At 63.6% G+C, this 23,126-nt stretch carries 20 protein-coding genes; 11 read left to right on the top strand and 9 right to left on the bottom strand.

What is annotated here, in order from left to right; genetic code table 11:
• Positions 1 to 55 precede the first annotated feature (55 nt).
• A complete protein-coding gene (locus tag BWR02_RS12450; protein ID WP_162560124.1) occupies positions 56 to 1,027 on the bottom strand; it encodes a lysylphosphatidylglycerol synthase transmembrane domain-containing protein in 972 nt (323 codons plus the stop codon).
• Between the two features lie 222 nt (positions 1,028 to 1,249).
• Between BWR02_RS12450 and BWR02_RS12445 the strand changes: the two genes are divergently transcribed.
• From BWR02_RS12445 to BWR02_RS12405, 9 genes are all read left to right on the top strand, one after another.
• Positions 1,250 to 1,441, top strand: coding sequence for a YezD family protein (locus BWR02_RS12445; protein ID WP_139558084.1), 192 nt, complete (start codon positions 1,250 to 1,252; stop codon positions 1,439 to 1,441).
• Between the two features lie 224 nt (positions 1,442 to 1,665).
• Complete coding sequence (locus BWR02_RS12440; RefSeq protein WP_139558083.1) at positions 1,666 to 3,330, top strand: OprO/OprP family phosphate-selective porin; 1,665 nt, start codon at positions 1,666 to 1,668, stop codon at positions 3,328 to 3,330.
• Positions 3,331 to 3,372: 42 nt separating this feature from the next.
• Positions 3,373 to 4,398, top strand: a complete 1,026-nt coding sequence (locus BWR02_RS12435) for a sulfate ABC transporter substrate-binding protein (protein ID WP_139558082.1) — start codon at positions 3,373 to 3,375, stop codon at positions 4,396 to 4,398.
• Between the two features lie 31 nt (positions 4,399 to 4,429).
• The gene (locus BWR02_RS12430) at positions 4,430 to 4,675 is read left to right on the top strand and encodes a TOBE domain-containing protein (RefSeq protein WP_139558081.1); all 246 of its coding nucleotides are present in this window, start codon (positions 4,430 to 4,432) and stop codon (positions 4,673 to 4,675) included.
• Positions 4,672 to 4,923 (top strand): TOBE domain-containing protein, encoded by a 252-nt coding sequence (locus BWR02_RS12425; RefSeq protein ID WP_129884110.1) that lies wholly within the window; start codon positions 4,672 to 4,674, stop codon positions 4,921 to 4,923. The genes BWR02_RS12430 and BWR02_RS12425 overlap by 4 nt, the downstream gene beginning before the upstream one ends.
• Positions 4,924 to 4,936: 13 nt before the next feature.
• Entirely contained in the window at positions 4,937 to 5,833 is an 897-nt protein-coding gene (locus tag BWR02_RS12420; RefSeq protein WP_139558080.1) for an EAL domain-containing protein, read from the top strand.
• Positions 5,817 to 6,671 carry a sulfate ABC transporter permease subunit CysT gene (gene cysT / locus BWR02_RS12415; protein WP_139558079.1) on the top strand — a complete coding sequence of 285 codons (855 nt, stop codon included), beginning with the start codon at positions 5,817 to 5,819 and terminating at the stop codon, positions 6,669 to 6,671. Before BWR02_RS12420 ends, cysT begins: the two co-directional genes overlap by 17 nt.
• Positions 6,668 to 7,531 carry a sulfate ABC transporter permease subunit CysW gene (gene cysW / locus BWR02_RS12410; RefSeq protein WP_139558078.1) on the top strand — a complete coding sequence of 288 codons (864 nt, stop codon included), beginning with the start codon at positions 6,668 to 6,670 and terminating at the stop codon, positions 7,529 to 7,531. The genes cysT and cysW overlap by 4 nt, the downstream gene beginning before the upstream one ends.
• A gap of 36 nt (positions 7,532 to 7,567) precedes the next feature.
• A complete protein-coding gene (locus BWR02_RS12405; RefSeq protein WP_129884106.1) occupies positions 7,568 to 8,671 on the top strand; it encodes a sulfate/molybdate ABC transporter ATP-binding protein in 1,104 nt (367 codons plus the stop codon).
• A gap of 54 nt (positions 8,672 to 8,725) precedes the next feature.
• Here the strand turns inward: BWR02_RS12405 and BWR02_RS12400 are convergent, their stop codons facing one another.
• From BWR02_RS12400 to kdpF, 8 genes are all read right to left on the bottom strand, one after another.
• Positions 8,726 to 9,532, bottom strand: coding sequence for an SDR family NAD(P)-dependent oxidoreductase (locus BWR02_RS12400; protein ID WP_139558077.1), 807 nt, complete (start codon positions 9,530 to 9,532; stop codon positions 8,726 to 8,728).
• A gap of 72 nt (positions 9,533 to 9,604) precedes the next feature.
• Complete coding sequence (locus tag BWR02_RS12395; RefSeq protein WP_139558076.1) at positions 9,605 to 10,633, bottom strand: capsular polysaccharide export protein, LipB/KpsS family; 1,029 nt, start codon at positions 10,631 to 10,633, stop codon at positions 9,605 to 9,607.
• Positions 10,630 to 11,325: a two-component system response regulator KdpE gene (kdpE, locus tag BWR02_RS12390; RefSeq protein ID WP_139558075.1), complete on the bottom strand. Its 696-nt coding sequence runs from the start codon at positions 11,323 to 11,325 to the stop codon at positions 10,630 to 10,632. The genes BWR02_RS12395 and kdpE overlap by 4 nt, the downstream gene beginning before the upstream one ends.
• Before the next feature lie 16 nt (positions 11,326 to 11,341).
• A complete protein-coding gene (locus BWR02_RS12385) occupies positions 11,342 to 14,086 on the bottom strand; it encodes a DUF4118 domain-containing protein (protein ID WP_139558074.1) in 2,745 nt (914 codons plus the stop codon).
• 51 nt (positions 14,087 to 14,137) lie between these two features.
• The gene (gene kdpC / locus BWR02_RS12380) at positions 14,138 to 14,731 is read right to left on the bottom strand and encodes a potassium-transporting ATPase subunit KdpC (protein WP_139558073.1); all 594 of its coding nucleotides are present in this window, start codon (positions 14,729 to 14,731) and stop codon (positions 14,138 to 14,140) included.
• A gap of 58 nt (positions 14,732 to 14,789) precedes the next feature.
• Positions 14,790 to 16,913, bottom strand: coding sequence for a potassium-transporting ATPase subunit KdpB (gene kdpB, locus BWR02_RS12375; protein ID WP_139558072.1), 2,124 nt, complete (start codon positions 16,911 to 16,913; stop codon positions 14,790 to 14,792).
• 20 nt (positions 16,914 to 16,933) lie between these two features.
• Positions 16,934 to 18,742, bottom strand: a complete 1,809-nt coding sequence (gene kdpA / locus BWR02_RS12370) for a potassium-transporting ATPase subunit KdpA (protein WP_139558071.1) — start codon at positions 18,740 to 18,742, stop codon at positions 16,934 to 16,936.
• Positions 18,742 to 18,831, bottom strand: coding sequence for a K(+)-transporting ATPase subunit F (gene kdpF, locus BWR02_RS12365; protein WP_139558070.1), 90 nt, complete (start codon positions 18,829 to 18,831; stop codon positions 18,742 to 18,744). The genes kdpA and kdpF overlap by 1 nt, the downstream gene beginning before the upstream one ends.
• A 557-nt stretch (positions 18,832 to 19,388) precedes the next feature.
• On the opposite strand from kdpF, the gene BWR02_RS12360 reads away from it, so the two are divergent.
• Positions 19,389 to 19,841, top strand: a complete 453-nt coding sequence (locus tag BWR02_RS12360) for an SIMPL domain-containing protein (RefSeq protein ID WP_139558069.1) — start codon at positions 19,389 to 19,391, stop codon at positions 19,839 to 19,841.
• Positions 19,842 to 21,638: 1,797 nt separating this feature from the next.
• Positions 21,639 to 23,111 (top strand): phenylacetate--CoA ligase family protein, encoded by a 1,473-nt coding sequence (locus BWR02_RS12355; RefSeq protein WP_236102206.1) that lies wholly within the window; start codon positions 21,639 to 21,641, stop codon positions 23,109 to 23,111.
• The last annotated feature ends 15 nt before the right edge of the window (positions 23,112 to 23,126 follow it).

The raw sequence follows: 23,126 nt of genomic DNA, 5'->3' as shown, positions 1-23,126 counted from the left end.
CCCGTGTCGATCCGGGCATTGTCGTGACGCAGATTTACCGCCTTTCCTGGGCGCACTAAGGGGATCCGTCGAGCGGTTCCCCGGCCACTGGCGGTGGGCGGCGGGAGCACAACAACAGTGCCGCCGGCAGGACAGCGAGCAAGTGGGCCGAGCCAAAAATCAGCGATACGGCAAGGCGTTGTTCCGTCGTCAGCCCCGAAGGCGCGAGGATCACGATGGCCAGGGCTTCCCGCTTGCCCCAATCCGAAACCAGACCCGGTAGCGCACCCACGCCCAGTAGTACGAGTGGACCGAGCAGGAAGACCCTGCTGGCGGTCGCTTCCGACACCCCGATCCCCAAGGCACTAAGAGCGAGATTGCTGGCGAGCAAGAGCTGAATGATCACCGACAAGCCGTAGTGTCCCGGAGCTTTGAACGGATTGCATAGTGCGATCACGCGCCGCGGATGCAGGCGGGCAATAGGCCAAAAGCGCCTTAGCAGTACGGCCACGAGCGTGATCCCGGTGATCAGCACCAGCATCAGGAATCCGATCTGCTGCGCGGGGAAGGAATCCAGCCAGTCCAGATACAGCGGTGTCAACATTCCGACGATCAGCAGCAATATCACCTTGCCGGAAAGCCGGTCCAGAATCTGGCTTATAACCAAGGGCCAGTTGTCGGCATGGCGTCGGAGTTGCTGAAAGCGCGCCAACTCACCAACGATGAGCGCCGGGCCGAGTTCGCTCACACATTGGCTGACCCAGATCGCGCGCGCGAACAGCCGAAAAGGAGCCGCGACGCCCAGCGCGCGGGCGATCGTGCACCAACGCCACGCGAAGAGACCGGTCAACACCAGATTGACGATGAGCAACAGGGCGCCTATCAAGGGATCAAAGTCGCTCAGACTGTCGCGCAATTGCGCGCGATCGATCTTCCACAACAAGGCCGCCATGACCACGACAACCAGGAGCGTGCGTACGCTGCGGCTGTTCAAGCGGTGGGCCCAAGGGGCGAGTGCATGGCGAGCGGTGTGGAAGCGGAGGCCCATGCTGGGGAACCTAGCCGGGCCGTGGTGCGCTGTCAAACGGCGTCGAGCGCGGGAACGTCGTGGGCGGTTGCACCTGCCCGAATCACGCATAGCGCATGCCAGCCGGCTTATTATTACGAAACGCGATTAGGAAATGCGTTTTTATTATTTGTCGTTATTGGACACCTCATCTAGCATTGTCGCCGAAGCATTTCATTCCTTGAACCACCGAGGCCAGGCTGCATGCAGAAACACACGACGCCCGCGAACAAACCGGACGCCCGTTCCTCCCAACCCCTTCAAGGTCGCATACTCGACGCTCTCGATGGTCTGCAGTACGGCGCCGTAGAAATCACCGTGCACGACGGCAAGGTCGTGCAAATCGAGCGCCGTGAGAAATTTCGGCTCCCCAACCAAACCGCGACCAGTCCCTGACGCTTGGGCGCAGCGCAAAACGACGCTTCACCGTCGCGCCGTTTTGTCATCTCCCCCCGTTGCTCCTCACCGGAGCGCGAACGTTTGAAGCGGGGCCGTTGACCAAGGCCCAGCCAATTCTCCCCGCCGACCCGCCCAACGGGAGGCTGACGGTAGAACCTACAGTTACCCCCTGAACTGACCGGACCACCGGAGGTTCTCTTTTCAAAAAAGGGAGAGCCTTCATGCAACAACCAACAAAAGCTCCCGTGCTGGCGATCGCCGTCGCTGGCCTGGTGGGCGGTGTCGACTCCGCCGAAGCCATGGTGTCGGATGCCCAATACCGAGCCTTGGAACGGCGCCTGCTACTCCTCGAGAAGCGTCTGGAAGAATCCGAAGCGGCGAAGGCACCGTCCCCGGCAGCGACTCCGGCCACCGGTGCGGCGGGAACGGCTGCCGCAGCCAGTGCCGATGAGGTCAAGCAGCTCAAACAAAAGGTCAACGTGTTGGAGCGCAAGGTCGAAGTCGACGAAGAGACCCAGAAAGCCGCGCTGACCAAGTTCCCGAAGAGCGAGGAACTCGGCACACAGGGCCTCAAGGTCATCTCACAGGACGAAAACTTCATTATGTACCTGCGGGCGCTGATCCAGGCCGACGGCAGTTATTTCATGGACGATACCGAGCAGGCGGGCAACACCAACGGCGACTCGTATGCCGACAAGTTCTACCTGCGTCGGGTGCGCCCGATCATCGAGGGTACGGTCTGGAAGTATTTCGACTATCGCATCATGCCGGATTTTGCCGGTGGCAACTTCCGTTTGTTCGACGCCTACACCGACTTTCGCTACTTTCGCCACGCGAGTCTGGCAGCCGGCAAATTCAAGGCACCGGTCAGTCTCGAGCGTCTGCAGAGTGCGAGTGCCTTGCCCTTCATCGAGCGCGCCTTTCCGACGCAGCTCGCGCCCAATCGAGACGTCGGCGTCATGTTGCACGGCGAGTTCGACCGCCCCGACCACGGAACGGATTTCAGCAAGCTGGAGCGGAACCGGACCTATGGCGGCAACTTCCCGATGTATCAATATCCGGATTTTTTGAGTTACCAGTTCGGCATCTTCGACGGATCGCGCAATAACGGCAGCATCGACAGCGACCAGAACGACTCGAAAGAGCTTCAGGCCAGGATATTTTCGCACCCCTTCCTGCACAGTGGCATCGAACCGCTGGAGGGACTTGGTCTGGGTGTGGCCGGCACCTGGGGGCAACCGAATGACGATCAGCTATCGAGTTTTCAGAGCCCGGGCCTGAACACCATCTTTCGCTACAACTCGAACGCCCGATCGGATGGCACCGCTTACCGCGTCTACCCGCAGATGTACTGGATCTATGGACCGTTCCAGTTTGTCGGCGAGTACGCCTTGTCCGATCAGGATCTGGAGAACCAAACCGTGGTCAACGGCCAGAGCCATGCCGTGGCAAAGACCAACGAAACCAGCCAGGCCTGGAATGCGACCGTCTCGTACGTGCTGACGGGGGAAGACAACGTCTTTCTGAACCAGGGCATCAAGCCGCGTCACCCCTTCGATCCCTTCGAGGGCCATTGGGGCGCGTTCCAGGCAGCAGCGCGTTTCTCGACCATCAATTTCGACAATGACGTTTTCGAGAACACCGGCACGGCCGAAAAGCCGATCTATCCCTTCGCGGATCCGCGCAGCGCTGTAGCGAACGCGACCACCTGGGCGCTCGGCGTCAACTGGTGGCTCAACCCGAACTACAAGCTGATGTTCGACTACTCGCAGACGTCCTACAACGACGGCGCCGGAACTTTCAGCAACAGCGGTGTGCTGCTGCCCTACGTGCGGAGTCTCCAGACCGAAAAAGTCTGGCAGACGCGCGTACAGGTCAACTTTTAGGTCCCACCGCAACCCGACTCAACGAATTGACGGAGCTTACTCATGCATTGGTTAACCCCTCGGCTGATTCACGCGATTTTTGCAGTTAACGCGACCCTGCTGCCCGCCGCTTTTACTTACGCGGGCGATGATGTCACTTTGCTCAACGTGTCCTACGACCCGACGCGCGAGCTGTATCAGGAGTACAACGCGGTCTTTGCCAAATACTGGAAAGCCAAGACCGGCGATACGGTCACGGTAAAACAGTCTCATGGAGGGAGTGGCAAGCAGGCCAGGGCCGTCATCGACGGGCTCGACGCCGATGTCGTGACGCTGGCACTGGCCTACGACGTGGATCAGCTCTACGAGAAGGGACGTCTGATCCCGGAAAAGTGGCAGGAGCGGCTGCCGCAAAACAGTGCGCCGTATACGTCGACGATGGTTTTCGTGGTCCGGAAGGGTAATCCCAAGGGAATCAAGGACTGGGATGACCTGGCCAAACCGGACGTTTCGGTGGTGACGCCGAACCCGAAAACTTCCGGCGGCGCCCGCTGGAACTATCTGGCGGCATGGGGCTACGCGATCAAGAAGAAGGGCGGTGACGAGTCTTCAGCAAAGGAGTTCGTATCTCGCCTGTACAAGAATGCGGCAGTCCTCGATACCGGCGCGCGCGGCTCGACCGTGTCCTTTGTCGAGCGAGAGATCGGCGATGTCCTGATCACCTGGGAAAACGAGGCGCATCTGGTGCTCAAGGAATCAGGGCCAGACAAGTTCGAGATCGTGACGCCATCGTTCAGCGTTTTGGCTGAACCCTCGGTCACGGTGGTCGACAAGGTGGCCGGCAACCACGGTACGGAAGAGGTGGCGAAGGCCTATCTGGAATACCTTTACAGCAAGGAAGGGCAGGACATCGCGGCCCGCCATCACTATCGCCCGCGTGATCCTGCGGTCGCCACAAAACATTCTGCCGAGTTTCCCCGGCTGGAACTGGTACCCATCAGCGACCCGGTCTTCGGTGGCTGGGCGGCCGCTCATAAGAAGCACTTCGCCGATGGCGCGGTGTTCGATCAAATCTTCGCGACGCGCTGAGCGCGCCGCCTTAGCATCGGAGTATCCCCTCATGAGTTCCATCGTGGCCGTCAACGCCAAGAACCAGTTCCGCGGAACCATCAAGAAGCTCGTTCCCGGTGGCGTGGTTTCCGAGATCGTCATCGAGACGGCAGCCGGGCCCGTCAGCTCGGTGATTACGACGAGTTCCGCTAAGGAACTGGAGTTATTACCCGGCGTGGCCGTGCTGGCGCTGTTCAAGGCGACCGAGGTCAGTCTGGCCAAGCTCGAGGCAAAACCTACCGGAGATATCGTATGAGCATCGTCGCGCTGACATCACCCAATCAGTTCCGTGGCCGCATCCGCGCGATCAATCTCGGTCCCGTCGTGTCCGAGGTCGAAGTCCAGGTGGAAGGCGGCATCGTAACCTCGGTTATCACAAGCAGTTCGCTTGAATCGCTGGGCCTGAAGGTGGGCGACCAGGTTCTGGCCCTCGTGAAGTCCAGCGAGGTCGCGGTGGCCCGACTCTACGACCGCACGCGCGGCGCAGGTCCTTACTTGGACTGAGGAGGTCAAGGTTATGTCGCTCAACACATTCGTTCGCGCCTGCAACGATCGCATGACGGCGGACACGGGTGTCGCCGATGCCTTGCTGAGGTCGGCGCGCGGCCGCGTTACGGCGCGCTTCTGCGATGTCGATCTGGCCAGCGCGCTCGATCCCATTCGCCTCACCCAAGCCCCCGGTCTGACGGTAGGGTACATAGCCCGGTTGCAGTCGGTCGTCAGTCAGGCCGCACCCGTGCCGGTCAGCGGCCGCAGTCACTCCGGAACCGACGCGATCCGGCTCGTCAACTTCGACCGCCTGTGCCGCACGTTGCACATGCTGAACTTCGTCGCCGGGAACTACGATCCGGCCGCGCAGCTGGTGCTGGATGTCGACCCCCGCCATATCCTGAATGTCCCGCGCGACCATGGCGCCTATTTCGCGGGTTTGATCGAGCAGTGCGGGCTGGCCACCGAGCGGGTCGTGCTGTCGACTTCCCTGGATTTCGGAGCCAAACCGGGGGATTACCTCCACCGTCTGGGGCAAGGTCTGGCCAATTACCGCAGCCGGGGCTACCGGATCGGGGTGCGGCTGGATGAACTGCCGATGTCGAAGGCGACCGCCCACTTCTTTTTTCGTATCGCTCCTGATTATTTGCGGCTCGACGCCCGGCACTTTGCCCGCTCGTCACGGCTGCTGCCGAGCGGGGTAGGGCGCTACCTTGGTTTGTTGCAGCGTCTGATGTTTGGCTTCGGCGGGAAGGTCGTTCTGGAGCACATCGAACAGGCGGAGACCCTGGCGCTGGCCGCCGACGCCGGCATCGAATGGATACAGGGGCCCTTGCTCGAACGGCGCCGTCGCGAGCGGCGGGGGGGAGTTCTCTGGCAGAAATCGCCGCGGGCGATGGAGGGTACCTATGTTCAGGCAATCTAATGTGCTGCCGGGCTTCAATATCTCACTGGGATTCACGATCTTCTACCTGAGCCTCGTCGTGCTGATTCCCCTCTCGGCGGTTTTCCTGAAGTCCTTTACGCTGACCTGGGACGAGTTTTGGGCTGCCGTGACGGCCCCGCGCGTGCTGGCATCCTACCGGCTGACTTTCGGCGCCTCGCTCGCGGCCGCGTCCATCAACGCAGTCTTCGGTCTGTTGGTCGCGTGGGTGTTGGTCCGGTACGAGTTTCCCGCGAAGAAGCTGGTTGATGCCCTCGTCGACTTGCCCTTTGCACTGCCAACCGCCGTGGCGGGGATCACCCTGGCGACGATCTACGCGAAAAACGGCTGGGTGGGGCAGTTCCTGGCACCGTTGGGTATCAAGGTGGCGTTTACGCCGCTGGGCGTCGTCGTTGCGCTCACTTTCATTGGCTTGCCATTCGTCGTGCGCACGATCCAACCCATCCTCGAGGACTTTCCGAAGGAGATGGAAGAGGCCGCCGCGAGTCTGGGCGCAACGCGGGTGCAAACTTTCGTCATGGTCATACTGCCGAGTATCGGTCCCGCGGTCCTGACGGGATTCGCGCTAGCCTTCGCCCGGGCGATCGGGGAGTATGGATCGGTCATCTTTATCGCCGGCAACATTCCCATGGTGTCGGAGATCACTCCGCTGATGATCGTCACCAAACTGGAGCAATACGACGAGGCCGGAGCGACTTCCATCGCCGCCGCGATGTTGGTCGCGTCATTTCTGCTGCTGCTCGGCATCAATCTGTTGCAGGCCTGGAGCAGCCGCGTGTTGCCCCCGGCGGCGCCTGACCAACTGGAGGAGCCCGCATGACGAGCCAAGCCATGACATTGCCGCGCGTCTATCAGGTTGACGCCGGCCCGACGTCCGAGTCGACGCCATTTCGCCGGTTGCTGATTGCCGTGGCGCTGACGTTTCTGGCGGCCTTTCTGTGGCTGCCGCTGGCGGCCGTTTTCGTAGGCGCGTTGCGGGAGGGATTGGGCGTTTACTGGGAGGCATTGACCGATCCGGATGCGCTGTCGGCGATCAAACTCACCGTGATTGCGGCGCTGATCTCGGTCCCGGTCAACATGGTGTTCGGCATCGCCGCGGCGTGGGCGATCGCAAAGTTCGAATTTCGCGGCAAGAGCCTTTTGATCACGTTGATCGATCTGCCGTTCTCGGTATCTCCGGTCATTGCCGGCCTGCTGTTCGTACTGTTGTTCGGATCGCATGGCTGGTTCGGGGAATTTCTTGCGGAGCACAACATCCGGATCGTCTTCGCCGTGCCGGCGATCGTGCTCGCGACGCTGTTCGTGACCTTTCCCTTCGTCGCTCGCGAATTGATTCCGTTGATGCAGGAGCAGGGCACGGAAGAGGAGGAAGCGGCGATCGTACTCGGCGCATCGGGCTGGCAGACCTTCTGGCACATCACGCTGCCCAACATCCGCTGGGGTCTGCTGTACGGCGTGATTCTTTGCAATGCCCGAGCCATGGGGGAGTTCGGTGCGGTGTCGGTCGTTTCGGGTCATATCCGCGGCCTGACCAATACGATCCCGTTGCATGTCGAAATCCTCTACAACGAGTACAACGCCACCGCCGCGTTTGCGGTAGCGACGCTACTGGCCTTTCTCGCGCTGGGAACCCTGGCCGCCAAGACCCTCGTCGCGCGCCATTTGCGCGGCCACCACTGAACCGTAATCCCCCCTCACCTCACACGAGGACACTGCATGAGTATTCACGTCAAGAAAATCGTCAAGCGCTTCGGCGCCTTCAATGCCTTGCGCGAGATCGATCTCGAAGTCGGCGAGGGCGAACTGATCGCCCTGCTGGGGCCGTCGGGATGCGGAAAGACGACTTTGCTGCGGATCATCGCCGGGCTGGAAACGCCCGATTCGGGCGAGATCTGGTTTCACGGCAATGAGGAGGGCGAGGTCTGGTTTCACGGGGATGACAGCAAGTGTCAGCACGTGCGCGAACGGCAGGTCGGCTTCGTGTTCCAGCACTACGCCTTGTTCCGCCACATGACGGTCTTCGACAATGTCGCGTTCGGCCTGAGGGTTCGCCCGAAAAGCGAGCGGCCGACGGAGGCGACCATCAAGGAAAAGGTCATGGAGTTGCTGCGGCTGGTGCAACTGGACTGGCTGGCCGAGCGCTACCCGGCGCAGTTGTCGGGCGGGCAGCGCCAGCGCATCGCGCTGGCGCGGGCACTGGCGGTCGAGCCCAAGGTCTTGCTGCTCGACGAACCTTTCGGTGCGCTGGACGCTCAGGTACGCAAGGAACTGCGGCGCTGGTTGCGCCGCCTCCACGATGAACTGCACGTCACCAGTGTATTCGTGACCCACGACCAGGACGAGGCACTGGAAGTCGCTGACCGGGTCGTCGTCATGAACGAAGGTCGCATCGAGCAGATCGGGACGCCGGACGAAATCTACGACCACCCCGCGACACCCTTCGTTTACCAGTTTCTCGGCGATGTGAACCTGTTTCACGGACGGGTCTCGGACGGGCACGCGCATATCGGCGCGGCGGCGATCCAGCTGGCGGGGCACGAACCCGCGGATACCGCGGTTGCGGCGATGTTCTATACCCGACCGCACGACATTGAACTGTCGCACGACGGGGGCGGGCTGGAGGCGCGGATACAGGGCGCGCGGCGCGCTGGTGGGGTGGTCAAGGTGCGGCTCGAGCGCATCGACGGGCACGGAGCGGTGGAGGCGGAGGTACCGCGGGAGTCCTGGGAAGCCGAAGCCTTTTGTGAAGATCAGGTGGTGCGGGTCTATCCGAAGCGGCTGAAGGTTTTCACTGCCCCCGAGACGGCCCTGGCCACCTGATCAATCCATGGGTACCGGCAGGTCGCCGCGAGGGAACCGCGGCGTTGGGGGCGCTCAGATGCGGTGGCGCCGGCTGCCGCCGTAGCCGAGACCGCGCAGCATGCGCAGCGACAGGGCCGGTGGCAGCACGCCGAGTGCCCACAGGCCCCAGTCCAGCAGGAACGGAAAGCCGATCCGCGCGCAGTCTCGCGCCAGGCCCCTTCGAATCCGCTCGGCGGCCTGCTCCGGTGACAGCACGAACAATTTCGGGCCCGGAAACTGGTGGCTCATCGCGCTTTCGACGAAGCCTGGCAGTACCACGTTGATGGCGATCCCCTCATGAGCGAGCCAGCCTCGGAGCGCTTCGCCGTATGCCTTCAACGCGGCCTTGCTCGCACAATAGCTTGGCGTCAGTGGGAGACCGATGTAGGCAGATACCGAACTGATCAACGCAATCTGTCCATGACCGCGACGCCGCATCGTTGGTATCAGCGCCTCGGCCGTGGCGATGGCGGCCCGGATGTTGACGTCGATCACGGTATCCACTCGGCTCCACTCCTCGCCCCGGCCGTCGGGCCCGATGTGGCTGGTGACCCCGGCATTGATGATGGCGAGGTCGATCGGCTGCCGTTCGGCCGCGGCAGCCAGCCAAGTCATCCAAGCTTCCGTGTCACGGAGTTCGTGCTGCTCGACCTCGACGATTGCGCCGAGATCACGGCATTGCTCCGCCACACGCTGCAATTCAACGACTCTACGGCCGTGCAGGATCAGTCGGCGGTTCGGGCGGGCGTAGGCCGTCGCCAGCGCGCCGCCGATGCCGCCGCTCGCGCCCGTCACGAGCACCGTATCGGGTTCAGCGAGTCGTGTGCGTTCGGGCTTCATGATGATGGCGGAAGGCTTAGGTGGTGGACAAAGGCCCAGCGGAAGTCGCGTGGGGATCGGCGCGCCGCCGCATCAAGCACGCCATCGGACGAACAGTCTGGAAACTATCGACCGCCGGGGTCCGATGCTCCGGGCAGTCGCCAGATACTCCGCGACCCGTTCGACCTCGCACCGCTGCCCCGTTTTCGGGTCCACGTAGCGTGGATAGAGGATATAGGCGGCTGCGAGGATCTCCAGCACCGTGCGCCGCCGCGTGCGACGCGCGCAGCTCAGTCGGTCGTCGGTGATGCCCCACCCGGCATAGAACGGCAGGCCAAAGCAGCTGACAGGCTTGCCGAGCAGGGTGGCTTCGAACCCCATCTGCGAGGTCACCGTATAGACCCGGTCGACCTGTCGCAGCAACGAGGGCGGGCTGACGTCGGCTGCGATCCACGCCAGTCCCGGTTCGGATCGCGCAAAGGCGAGGGCGCTGCGCTTTTTCCCGGCGATGACGTCCGGGTGCGTCTTGACATAGAGGTCGGCTTCGGGGTTCTCGTCGCGCGCGGCGGTCAACAGGTTCCGGAAGGTGTCTTCGTTCGCCAGCCCGCAGCGGATGGACGCGTCGCCGGCAGTCTGGTCGAGCAGCAGGACCCGTGGCCGCCCGGTGCTGGGAATCAGCCCTTCCGCAGCATCCGGTGCGTGATTGTACTTGCTGAGATGGTGATCGGCGATCAGGGACCGCAGCCGCGCCGCGCGCGCGAGCAGGTCCGGCGACAGGTCGGCCTGGTTCAGCAGGGCTTCGAGTTGCGAGGGCTGGCTGGCATCGTAGTAGATGCCCCGGTCGTCAATGGCCAGCGACAGGGGCGGTGCGCCGAACGCGCCCAGTCCGACGGAGCGCAGAAACCCGTCCTCCAGCCGCACACACGGAATGCCTCGCTCAGCCGCGAAGGCTGCGGCTTTCTCCCCGCTCGGCTTGCAACCCCAACCGGCCGTCAGCGCGATGCGCGGGTCGTCCGGGTGAGGATCGAAAACCACGGGGTAATCCAGGAATGCACAGCCACGCAGGGTTTTGACAAGCCCGCGCGAGAACACGCCGACCCGGGCGGCGTCGGGCGCGATCATCCTTTCAGGCGGTAGCCGACACCCGACTCGGTCAGCAGAAATTCGGGTTTGGCCGGGTCGGCCTCGAGTTTTCGACGCAACTGACTCATGTAGATGCGGAGGTAATGGGCGTTGTCGGTGGAGGCTGGTCCCCAGACTTGCTGCAACAACTGACGTTGCGTCATCACGCGACCGGCGTGCCTGACCAGCACCGACAGCAGTCGATACTGGATCGGTGTCAAATGAACCTCTTCGTCATCGACGTACACCAGCCGTTTCTCGAGGTCCACTTTCAACCGCCCGCTGCTGTACACCTTGTTGTCCGGGCCGTCCCCGGTTCGGGCAGAATGCCGCAACGCCACGCGGAGGCGGGCGAGCAGTTCACCGATGCCGAAGGGCTTTGTCAGGTAGTCGTCGGCGCCGGCATCCAGGGCCTGGATCTTGTCTTCCTCGGCGCTGCGGGCAGAAAGAATGATCACCGGCAGGGTGCTCCACTCCCGCAGCGAGCGTACCACGGCCACACCATCCATATCTGGCAGGCCCAGGTCCAGGATTACGAGGTCCGGCTTTCGCGTGCCGGCTTCGATCAGGCCGCGCTGTCCGGTCTCCGCCTCGAATACCTGGAAGCCGTCTGCCGCGAGGCCGGTGCGCAGGAACCGGCGCATCTGCGGATCGTCTTCGATGATGACGACGGTGGGTACCGATTGCGACATCGCAGGACCCGGTGTTCTAAACCTCGGGCTCAACCACGGGCGGATTTTGCTCCAGCGGCAGCATGAACGAAAAGACCGCGCCACCATTGCCCCGGTTGTGGACATGTATGGACCCGCCATGCGCCTCGATGATGGCGCGGCAGATGGCGAGTCCGAGCCCGACCCCGCTCTGAGCGCTTTCGCGCTGGCCACGAAAAAACTTCTCGAACAAGTGGTCCTCCATTCCCTTCGGAATGCCCGGGCCGCGGTCCGCCACGGCCACCGTGATCGTGAAGGCCGAGGCTTCGGCCGAGAGGGTGATCGGACTACCCGCGGGTGTGTACCGGATCGCGTTTTCGAGGAGATTGGTGAGTACCTGCTCGATCATCACGCCATCGACATGGATCAGCGGCAGATCGGACGGCAGTCGCACGCTCACCGTACGACCGGCGAGCGGCTTTTGCAAGCGCGTCAGTACCGTGCCGACGATTTCTTCCAGCATGTGCCACTGGCGGTTGAGTTGCGCTGCGCCGGCATCCAGCCGCGCCATGTCCAGAATGTTGGTGACAAGCCTGCTCATGCGCTGGGCTTCGTCATAGATCGCCCGGCTGAGCTCATCGCGATCCGCGGCGTTGAGTGCCCCGTCGCGTTCAGCCAGCGTGCTCGATGCGCCGACGATGGTCGCCAGTGGAGTGCGCAGATCATGGGAGATCGAGCTGAGCAGCGAGTTCCGTAGCCGCTCGGCTTCCATATCGACCGAGGTCTTTCGCGCCAGTTCGATCAGACGCACGCGTTCTATGGCGCCGGCAATCTGATCAAGGAAGGCCTCGAGCAGCTTGCGCTGCTCGGGGAGAAAGATCCGCCGCAGGTTAGCGGGCTGCATGGCGAGCACACCGGCGACGTGATCGGCGGTGGTGAGGGGAAAGTAGACGGCTTGGGCGCCCGCCAGCGTATGGGTGCCCTGGCCGGCCGCTTCGTCGTGGTCGTAGACCCACTGTGCGACACTCAGATCGCTGCCGCGCAGCGATTCGCTCAGGCTGCGATCCGCAGGATACGCGAGGTGCCCGGTCTCACCCGGAAATAGCAGTACGTTGGGACTCTCGAATTCGGCGTGAACATGGCGGACGGCGCAGCGAGCGACCTCGGTCTCGGTGCGGCAGGTGACCAGTTCGCGGCTCATCCGGTACAGCACCGTGGCTCGCCGCTCGCGATGCGCTGCCACACGTGCCTGATAGCGCACGCTCGCGACCAGATTGCTGATCACCATCGCGACGGCCAGCATCGCCAGCAGGGTCACCAGGTACTGGGTGTCGTGCACCGACAGACTGAAGTAGGGCTTGACGAACAGGATGTCGAACAGCGTCACGCTGAGGACGGAGGCGATGATAGACGGCCCGCGGCCGAATCGCGTCGCGACGAAGATCACCCCGAGCAGGTAGACCATGACGAGGTTGGCGAGGTCGAATCGCTCGAACATCGACCAACCGATGACCGTGCACAGTGCCGTCGTGGCAATGGCCCACAGATACCCGCGGTAACGCTGCAGCCAGCCCTTGCCGGACGACGCCTGCAGACCGGGCGGGAGTTTCAGGCGGTCGAATGCGCGCGGGGTGGAGCGTTCCGCATCGGCTTGGGATGCGCCCGGGCTGCCCAACAAATAGACGTTGATGTTGTGGGCATGCGCGATGACCGTGTCCACCACCGAGCCCAACAGCCAGCGGCGCCATCCCCGCCGACTCGGCTTGCCCATGACGATCTTCGTTACATTGCGTTCATTGGCGAAATCGATCAGCAGTTGGCTGATCTCGGGGCCGGACAGGGTGGTCGTCTCGGCGCCGAGTTGTTCGGCCAGGCGCAGCATGCGCAGTATGCCGTCCCGGCGTTCGGGGGCGAGTCGCTGCAACTGTGGCGTTTCGGCGTACACCACGATCCACTCGGCTTTCAGGCCGCTCGCAAGACGCTTGCCGGCGCGCACAAGACGCTCGGCCAGCGGTGTCGGGCCGATGGCGACGAGGATGCGCTCGCTGACTTGCCATACCTCGCGGATGGCATGGTCATCGCGGTAATCCTGCATCTCGGCATCGACGCGGCTTGCCGTCTGACGCAATGCCAGTTCGCGCAACGCGATCAGATTGCCCTTGCGGAAGAAGTTCTCCAGGGCCCGCCGGGCCTGTTCCGGAAAATAGACCTTTCCTTCCTTGAGACGAATGAGCAGTTCGTCCGGCGGAAGGTCCACCAGTTCGACCTCATCGGCGGCTTCGAATACGGTGTCGGGGACCGTTTCCCAGACCCGGATGCCGGATATCTGGCTGACGTCGTCGTTCAGGCTTTCCAGGTGCTGGACGTTCAGGGTCGTGTAGACGTTGATACCGGCTTCGAGCAGTTCATCGACGTCCTGCCAGCGTTTCGGATGCCGTGAACCGGGGGCATTGGTATGCGCGAGTTCATCCACCAGGATGACAGTGGGCCGGCGCTTCAGCGCCCCATCGAGATCGAACTCGCGCAACTGTGCACCGCGATGTTCGACGATCCGCGTCGGCAGCACTTCCAGGCCTTCGAGCAGCGCAGCCGTCTCCTTGCGGCCATGGGTCTCGACCAGTCCGACGACGACGTCGAATCCCTCGGCGCGACGTTCGCGCGCGGCCTGCAGCATCGTGTAGGTCTTGCCGACGCCCGCTGCCGCACCGAAGAACACCTTCAGCCGCCCGCGCCGCGCCTTCTCCTGAGCGCGTTCGACCTTGGCGAGCAACACGTCGGGATCAGGGCGTTCGAACTGATTCATTGGACAGGGCAAGTGCGGTGGGGGTAAACCCTCGTTCGGCTCGGCAGCGAATCAGCGCACCGGCTTCAACGAGGTCGAGCGGTCGAGTGCGAGGTTGAGTTCGACCACGTTGACGCGTGCTTCCCCAAGAATACCGAATTGTCTGGACTCGACGTACCGCTCTACGAATTCCTGCAGTGCGGCGACAGGTAGGCCGCGTTGTTTAGCCACCCGTGGCACCTGGTAGGCGGCAGCTGCGGGACTGATGTGCGGATCCAGACCGCTGCCCGACGCGGTCACCAGATCCACGGGGATCGACGCTGAGTTGCCCGTATCGGTGGCGCGCAGCGCGGCGATACGTGCGCTCACCGCTTGCACCAATGCGGGGTTGCGCGGCCCGAGGTTGCTACCGCTGGATGCGGCCGCGTTGTAAGGATAGGGTGCAGTTGCCGAAGGGCGCCCCCAGAAGTATTTTGGATCGCTGAAGGGCTGGCCGATCAGCCGCGAGCCGGACGGCGCGCCGTCCGGGCCCAGTAACAGGCTGCCTTCCGACTGTTCCGGGAAGAGCAGGTAGGCGAGGCTAGTCACGGCGGTCGGGTAGACGGTTCCCGTCAGCAACGTCCAGACCAGCAGCATCAGGATCGCGGGTTTCAAGTGTTGATACATGGCATTCTCTCCGGCGCCGAACCGGCGGGTTACCCGGACGGCGGTGTTGGTCCAAGAATTAAACGAGCCCTACGCTGACCAGCAGCATATCGATCGCCTTGATCCCGATGAACGGCACGATCAGTCCGCCCAACCCGTAGATCAACAGGTTGGTACGCAGCAGTTGCGCGGCTCCGACCGGGCGGTAGCGGATGCCTTTCAAGGCCAGTGGGATCAATGCGACGATGATCAGCGCGTTGAAGATCACGGCGGACAGGATCGCGCTGGCCGGTGTCGCGAGGCCCATCACGTTAAGGACCCCCAGGACGGGATAGGTGCTGGCGAACGCCGCCGGGATGATTGCGAAATACTTGGCGACGTCGTTGGCGATGCTGAACGTGGTCAGTGCGCCGCGTGTCATCAACATCTGCTTTCCGGTCTCGACGATCTCGATCAGCTTGGTCGGATTCGAGTCGAGATCGACCATGTTGCCCGCTTCCTTGGCGGCCTGGGTGCCGGTGTTCATCGCCACGGCGACGTCGGCCTGGGCCAGCGCCGGAGCATCATTAGTGCCGTCGCCGGTCATCGCCACCAGCCGGCCATCCTCCTGGTGCTTCCGGATCAGCTTGAGCTTGGCTTCCGGGGTCGCTTCAGCGAGGAAATCGTCGACGCCGGCCTCGGCTGCGATCGCGGCGGCCGTCAGGCGGTTGTCGCCGGTGATCATGATGGTCTTGATGCCCATCTGCCGCAGTTCGGCAAAGCGCTCCTTGATGCCGCCCTTGACGATGTCCTTGAGTTCGATGACACCCAGCGCCCGGGCACCGTCGGCGACCACGAGCGGCGTGCTGCCGCGGCGTGCCACATCATCCACCAGGGACTGGATCTGGCGTGGAAACGTACCGCCCAATTCCAGCACATGGGCACTGACGGCGTCCGCAGCGCCCTTGCGGATCTGCCGTCCCTCCAGATTGACGCCACTCATGCGCGTCTGCGCCGTGAAATGCACGAAGGTCGCGCCCAATGCATGTATGTCGCGTTCGCGGAGCCCGTACTTCTGCTTGGCGAGGACCACGATGCTGCGCCCCTCCGGGGTCTCATCGGCCAGCGAGGCCAACTGGGCGGCGTCGGCCAGTTCGTTTTCCAGTACGCCGGTAGCGGGAATGAAGGTCGATGCATGCCGGTTGCCCAGCGTGATCGTGCCGGTCTTGTCGAGCAGCAGCACATCGACGTCCCCGGCGGCTTCGACCGCGCGACCGGAGGTTGCCACCACATTCTTCTGCATCATGCGGCCGATTCCCGCCACCCCGATGGCTGACAGGAGGCCGCCGATCGTCGTCGGGATCAGACACACCAGCAAGGCGACCAGGACCGTGATGGTGATCGGTTGCCCGCCACCGGCGGTCTCGACGCTGTACAGAGAGAACGGCAGCAACGTTGCCGTCGTTTTCAGGAAAATCAGCGTGAAGGCGACCAGCAGGATCGTCAGCGCGATCTCGTTCGGGGTCTTCTGGCGCTTCGCGCTCTCGACCATCGCGATCATGCGATCCAGGAACGATTCGCCCGGATTGGTGCTGATCCTGACGACCAGCCAGTCCGACAGCACGCGGGTGCCGCCGGTGACCGAACTGAAGTCGCCCCCGGACTCGCGGATCACCGGCGCGCTTTCACCGGTGATCGCGCTTTCGTCGACCGAGGCGACGCCCTCGATCACTTCACCGTCGCCGGGGACGAAGTCGCCCGCTTCCACGATGACCACATCGCCGCGACGCAGTAACGGGCTCGCGACCTTCGAGTAGTTGGCATCGCGTCGCGGCGCGTCCAGCTTCTTGGCCATGATGTCCCGCTTGGCGCTGCGCAGGAAGGCGGCCTGTGCCTTGCTACGGCCCTCGGCCACCGCTTCGGCGAAGTTTGCGAACAGGACCGTAAACCACAGCCACACCGTGACGGCGAAAATGAATCCCGCCGGGGCCTCGCCCTGTCCGAACAGTGCCTGTAGCCACAGTAGCGTCGTCAGGATGCTCCCCAGGTACACGACGAACATGACGGGGTTCTTAAACTGGGTCTGCGGCGCCAGCTTTCCGAAGGATTCCCAGACGGCCTGCTGCAACAACTCCGGGCCCAGCAGGGCCGAGTGGGGACGCTTCAGGGCCGGCGTCCGAATGTCCGGACCGTATAAACTTGCGTGTGACTTCTCGTTGCTCATAGTGATCCCTCGTTGACTCGTCAGTGCGCGCCGAACAGTTGCAAATGTTCGACCACCGGGCCGAGCGCCAGCACCGGCAGGAAGGCCAGCGCGCCGACGATCAGCACAGTACCGATCAGCAGCACCACGAACAGCGGGGTGTGGGTCGGCAGCGAGCCGGGCCCGAAGGGCACGACTTTCTTCGCGGCGAGGGCGCCGGCGATCGCCAGCGTCGGAACGGCCAGCCAGTAGCGGGCGAACAGCATCGCCAGGCCCAGCGCGGTGTTGTAGAAGGGGGTGTTGGCGGACAGCCCGGCGAAGGCGCTGCCGTTGTTGTTGCCGGCAGATGAGAAGGCATACAGGATCTCGCTGAAGCCGTGGGCTCCCGCATTGGCGACTGACGCCTTGCCGACATCGACCATCACCGCAACAGCGGTTCCGACCAGGACGACGAACGGCGGGATCAGGATCACCAGCGAGGCCATCTTGACCTCATAGGCCTCGATTTTCTTGCCGAGGTATTCCGGGGTGCGCCCGATCATCAGGCCGGCGACGAAGACCGCGACGATCGCGAACACGATCATGCCGTACAGACCGGAGCCGACGCCGCCGTAGATGACCTCACCCAATTGCATCAGCCACATCGGAATCATGCCCCCGAGTGGGGTGAACGAGTCGTGCATCGCGTTGACCGACCCGTTCGATGCCGCTGTCGTCGCGAGGGCCCACAGTGCCGAATTGGTGATGCCAAAACGCGTTTCCTTACCTTCCATGTTGCCGCCGGGCTGGCTCGCCTGGGGTTGCTGGTCGACGCCGAGAGCGCTGAGGGCTGGGTTGCCTGCCTGTTCCAGCGGGACGATGACGACGATCAGCGTGACGAAAACCACCGTCATCGCCGCCAGTATCGCCCAGCCCTGCCGGGTGTCGCCGATGAGCACACCGAAGGTGTGACACAGCGCCGCGGGGATGAGCAGGATCGCCAGCATCTCGAGAAAATTCGACAGCGGCGTCGGGTTCTCGAACGGGTGCGCCGAGTTCACGTTGAAGAAGCCGCCGCCATTCGTGCCGAGTTGCTTGATCGCGATTTGCGATGCGGCCGGTCCGACTGCGAGCGTCTGCTCCCTGACTGCAACCGTCTCTGTGACCGGATTTCCGGCCGCGTCCTCCAGCGTCTGGCCGTCGTCGCCCAGTTTTGCTTGCTCGTAGGTCACCGGTTGGGTCAGTGCCACGGTACGGTATGGACTGAAGGTCTGGACCACGCCCTGGCTCACCAGCACCAAGGCCAGCGCGGTCGCGAGCGGCAGCAGGATGTACAGTGTGCCGCGGGTCAGGTCGACCCAGAAATTGCCGATCGTGTCGGCGTTGCGACGCGCGAACCCGCGGGTCAATGCAACCAGCGCTGCCATCCCGGTTGCTGCAGAGACGAAGTTCTGCACCGTCAGCCCCAGCATCTGGGTCAGGTAGCTCATCGTGATCTCGCCGCCGTAGCCCTGCCAATTGGTGTTCGTCGCGAAGCTCACCGCGGTATTGAAGGCGGAATCCGGGCTGATGCCGGGCAGGTGCTGCGGATTCAGCGGGAGCACGCCCTGCAGGCGCTGCAGCGCGAACAACGCCAACAGCCCGAGCAGGTTGAACAGCAACAAGGCCACGGTGTAGTCGGTCCAGCGCATTTCGACCGCCGGGTTGACCGAGCACAGGCGGTAGATCAGGCGCTCGACCGGTGCAAGCCAACGGTTCAAGCCGGCAGGCCGGTCCTCGTAGATGCGCGCCATGTAGCCGCCCAGCGGCTTGGCGCAGGCCAGCAGCACCAGCACGTACACCGTGATCTGCAACACACTGTTGGCAGTCATCAGAATTTCTCCGGGAAGAAGAGGGCTACGACCAGGTAAACAAACAAGGCGAGCGCCAGGCCGCCGCAAGCGATGTAAAGCAGGTTCATGGCGTTCTCCGCAGGCGGTCGCAGCCATAGATCAGCGCTGCCGTCAGCGCGGCGAAGACAGCCAACAGCGTGAGGAAAATCAGGTCCATAAGGTCACCTTTTCGGAGGTTGTCGCGGCTCGCCCGACGCGGCCGGGTATGCGGCAATCACAAAGCGATGTCAGTTGGCAGGACCCATGCGGACGCTGCCGACGCGGAGCAGGTTAAGTCAGGTGCGAGTAAAAAGTTCGCAAAAACACCAGGCTCTCGCGTAAAGAGGATGTTCTGGGGAAAGCGGAAAGACCGTGCAAACTGGTTGTGGAATGGCGTTGTCGCAGCCGCGGCCCCGGACTTGCCGGCGGTCGCTCCGGGTACTCCAAGCCCTGGGTATTGATTCGAGGGGAGCCGGGCATCCATCCTCGTCTGTCAGTGAAGGGTCGGCTGGCTGGCCCGCCGCGGTGCTGCGCGTTGCAGACGTCAGCCTAAGGCATGGGGTGAGTCTGAGGAGACCGGGTTGGGCCCTGTTCATTGCCCTTGGGGACAGGGGCAGTGAATGTGCCGAGAATAGGGAGGGGGGCATTGAGCTGTGACCACGTCGAGTTCATGGCTTCGGCTTCAGCGGAAGCACCGAACGATATGCTCGTGGCGGTGCTGTTTTGCCAACTGGAGGGACCGGTGGCTGCACCGCTGGCCAATGAGGTCAATCAATCGGTAGCGAAAGCCCTCCAACGTTTACAACAGGTTCCGGGGATCTCGGCACAGACGCTGGATTGGCGGACGGAGGCGGTCCATCAGAAGGCCCGGGTGAGCGGCTGGCGGGTCCGGCAGTCGCTCCGACTGGAATGCCGGGATGCCGCCTTGCTTGGATCATTGCTGGGAGAGTTTCAGCGCGACCTGAGCCTGGAATCAATCGCGTATCAGGTCTCGCCGGAACGGATGCGGGAGGTCGAGGATAGCCTGATCGCGGCGGCATTGAAGGCCTTTCAGGAGCGGGCCGATCTGGTCACCCGAGAATTGGGCCGAAGCGGTTAACGCATCGTTACGCTGCGGGTCGATACGGGCGACTCCTCGCCGCTACCGGTCTATGCGAACGCGCGAGCGATGATCATGGAGGCGGCTGCCCCGCCGCCGATCGCCGCCGCGCAGCGGACGGTCAAGGTCAACAGGGTCATCGAGCTACAGAATTCCTGAACCTTCAGTGGCGAGTCATCTGCTGTCATCGATGGGCGCGTTGTTTACCCTTCGCCCGCGGGCGGCTCGATGAGCGTGCCGTCGTGCGGGTTCGTCCGTTCTTCGCCGCTGCAGGGCTGCGGCCGCCGCTGCGTGCGGCAGTGTGGCGCGATGGCCGGCCCGGAGCTTTGGCGCGGGATTTTGGCGATGGGTTTAACTGCCCCCGGCGCTGCCCATGGCCTGGCTTTGCCGAGCGAGTGGATTTGGTGTGCGCGGCGGGTCTGGCCTTGCCGGCGGCCGCGTGACCATGACGCGCGGGCCGCCGCTGTCCCGTCGCGCGGTCGCGCGCGCGTGCTTTCGACGCGCTTGCAGCGCGCCGCGTGCTCTTGGTGTGAGCCCTTCGGCTCTGTGGCGCGACATGCCGCTTGTCCCGCTGCCGCGAGTGGCTATGCCTTCCTTGCTGCGTGTAGCGCCGAGACGAGCCGTGGCGGGCCGCTCGATGCTGGCCGGATTTCTTGAGCGATGCGCGATGGTTCGAATGCGATCTCGACGCGACCGCCTTGCGATGGCTCGCCTTAGCCCGATAGTGGGTCGCCGCGGTGTGTCGGCGCGCAGCATGCCGCGTTGCGCTGCGGTGCGATGCCGGCCGTGCGGCAGCGCGAGACCCCGTGTGGCGATGGGCGGCGTGCGCGTGACGATGGCGGGCGTGAGCCTGCGCGGGCCGATGCCGGGTCACATGCCCGCGAGTGGTCCGATGAGGTCGCTGTGCGTGATGGGCCCGGGCGCGGTGGGATGCTGCGACATGGCGCGTCGATCGGGATCGATGTACCGGTTTCCGGGCTGGAGGGTGTCGTTTGGCGCGGTGCGGCGCAGCGCGCTGGGGGGCGCGGTAAGTATCGTAGTGATAGTTCCGTGCGGGAGGCGTGTAGGCGCGTGGTTGCGATGCACTGCCGGCCCCGTAGTCCCCATCATCGTCGTCCTCGTCGTCGTCCTCGTCGTCATACTGCGCCAGCAGCATCGGCGCGGTGATCGTTCCGCCCACGCTGACCTGGGCCAGTGCCAACCGGGGCAGGGCGCTGATGCCGACAAACAGCAGCACCAATAGGCCCACGGCCCGGGCGGCGGCAAGACCGGGAACGGTCGGTCCGGCATATCGATCCGGGACTGGTGACGAAGCACTTCGCACGGTGGGCAAGCCTGCCGGAGCAATGAATGTCTCACGCATCTTCTTCAGGAACAGGAAGGCATTGATGGGGCCGTCTAAGGGGGTATCCGCCCCAAAGGGGCGATGGTGCCGACGCGGGGCCGCGTAACTTCGATGCCGCTTGATGATCGATGGGAAGTCCGTCCGGCCCTGGACACGTCGACCTCTCACGCGGGACACAAGTTTAACGCAAAAGGCGTCGACGCCGATGTGCGGGTTGCGACTTCGCCCGCCGATAGGGCACGTTCTAGCGTTGGCGCGCGAGCTATGCAGCGCCATGAGCTCGATACCTCGCGCGCTGAGTGTGGTTCGAGGGATGAGATACAATCCTCCGATCCCGGAACCTTGGCGTTTTTTTGGCTGCCGCTTCCGTTGTCTCTGCCTGTCGGTAGGGGAATGGCGGTCTGCCGACCGACGCTGTCCGGACCATGGTAGTTCTCAGGACGGCGATCGCAATGCCCAGCACCTTTCTGACCGAACCGCTCGACGCACTGCTTGCCGGTCATACCGAGAGCGCAGGCGCGGCCGCGGCGGCGGCACTGGCGGCTGCCGTTATCGACAAGGTGCCGGCCTACCGGGAGTTTCTGCGCAGCCACGGTGTGGATCCCACCGCGCCGCGCGCGGACGCAGACTTCGCGCGGCTGCCGCTGATGACGAAGCCGGGCTACATGCAGTGCTACCCGCTGCCCGCGCGCTGCTGGGGCGGTGAGTTGAGCGTCTTCGATCGGGTCGCGGTATCCACCGGGTCCACGGGGCGTCCCACATTCTGGCCGCGTTCCGCTGCGCTGGAGCACGACGTTGCCGTACGTTTCGAACAGGTCTTCAGAGACGGCTTCGACGCGCACCGGCGTCGCACCTTGGCGATCGTCTGCTTCGCGCTGGGCAACTGGGTCGGCGGTATCTACACCACCTCCTGCCTCTGGCTGCTCGCACAGAAGGGTTATCCGATCACCGTCGCGACACCCGGCAACAAGAAGGACGAGATTTTTCGGGTCGTCGAGGAACTGGCACCGCATTTCGACCAGACGGTGTTGCTGGGCTATCCGCCCTTCGTGAAGGATGTGCTCGATGCCGGCAAGGCCGCGGGGGTCGACTGGACAGCGTACAACATCCGGATGGTATTTGCGGGCGAAGTGTTCAGCGAGGAGTGGCGCGCCCTGGTCTGTGCCCGCGCGGGTGGAGTCGACCTGTGCCGGTCGACGGCGTCGCTCTACGGTACCGCCGACGGGGGCGTTCTGGGCAACGAGACGCCCCTGAGCATCGCGATCCGCCGCTTTTTTGCGGCGAATCCCGCTGCGGCCCGGGAGTTGTTCGGGGAGTCGCGACTGCCGACGCTGGTGCAATACGATCCAGTCAGCCGCTATTTCGAGACCTACGACAACACGCTGGTCGTGACCGGCGACGGTGGCGTGCCGCTGGTCCGATACCATATTGCCGACCGGGGTGGCCTGGTCGGTTTCGACGAGATGCGGGCCCGGCTCAGCGACTTTGGCGCACCACCGATTGAAGACTTCGGTTTTCCTGCGGACGGTTCGGCGCGCCCGTTGCCCTTCGTCTATGTCTTCGGCCGAGCGGACTTCACCGTGTCGTTTTACGGCGCCAACATCTATCCCGAGAACGTCACGGTCGGCCTGGAAGCCCCGGAATTCGCCAGGTGGCTGACCGGCAAGTTCGTGTTGCAGGTCCCCGAAGCCGCAACGGGCGACACGTTCCTGAGCCTGGTCGTGGAGCTTGCGCCCGGCATCGATCCCGCTGCCGTCGATGTTGCCGGGCTCGCCGGGTCGGTCCAGCGCGAACTGCGGCGGATCAACAGCGAGTTTGCCAACTACGTCCCGCTGGAACGACAATGGCCGACGGTGACGCTTCGAAGCTTCGAAGACCCGGAGTACTTTCCTGCCGGAGTGAAGCACCGATACACGCGCCGCTGAGCCGCAAAAAGGGAG

Source organism: Methylotetracoccus oryzae (assembly GCF_006175985.1).
Taxonomy (GTDB): domain Bacteria; phylum Pseudomonadota; class Gammaproteobacteria; order Methylococcales; family Methylococcaceae; genus Methylotetracoccus; species Methylotetracoccus oryzae.
This window is presented reverse-complemented; position numbering and strand designations above follow the sequence as displayed.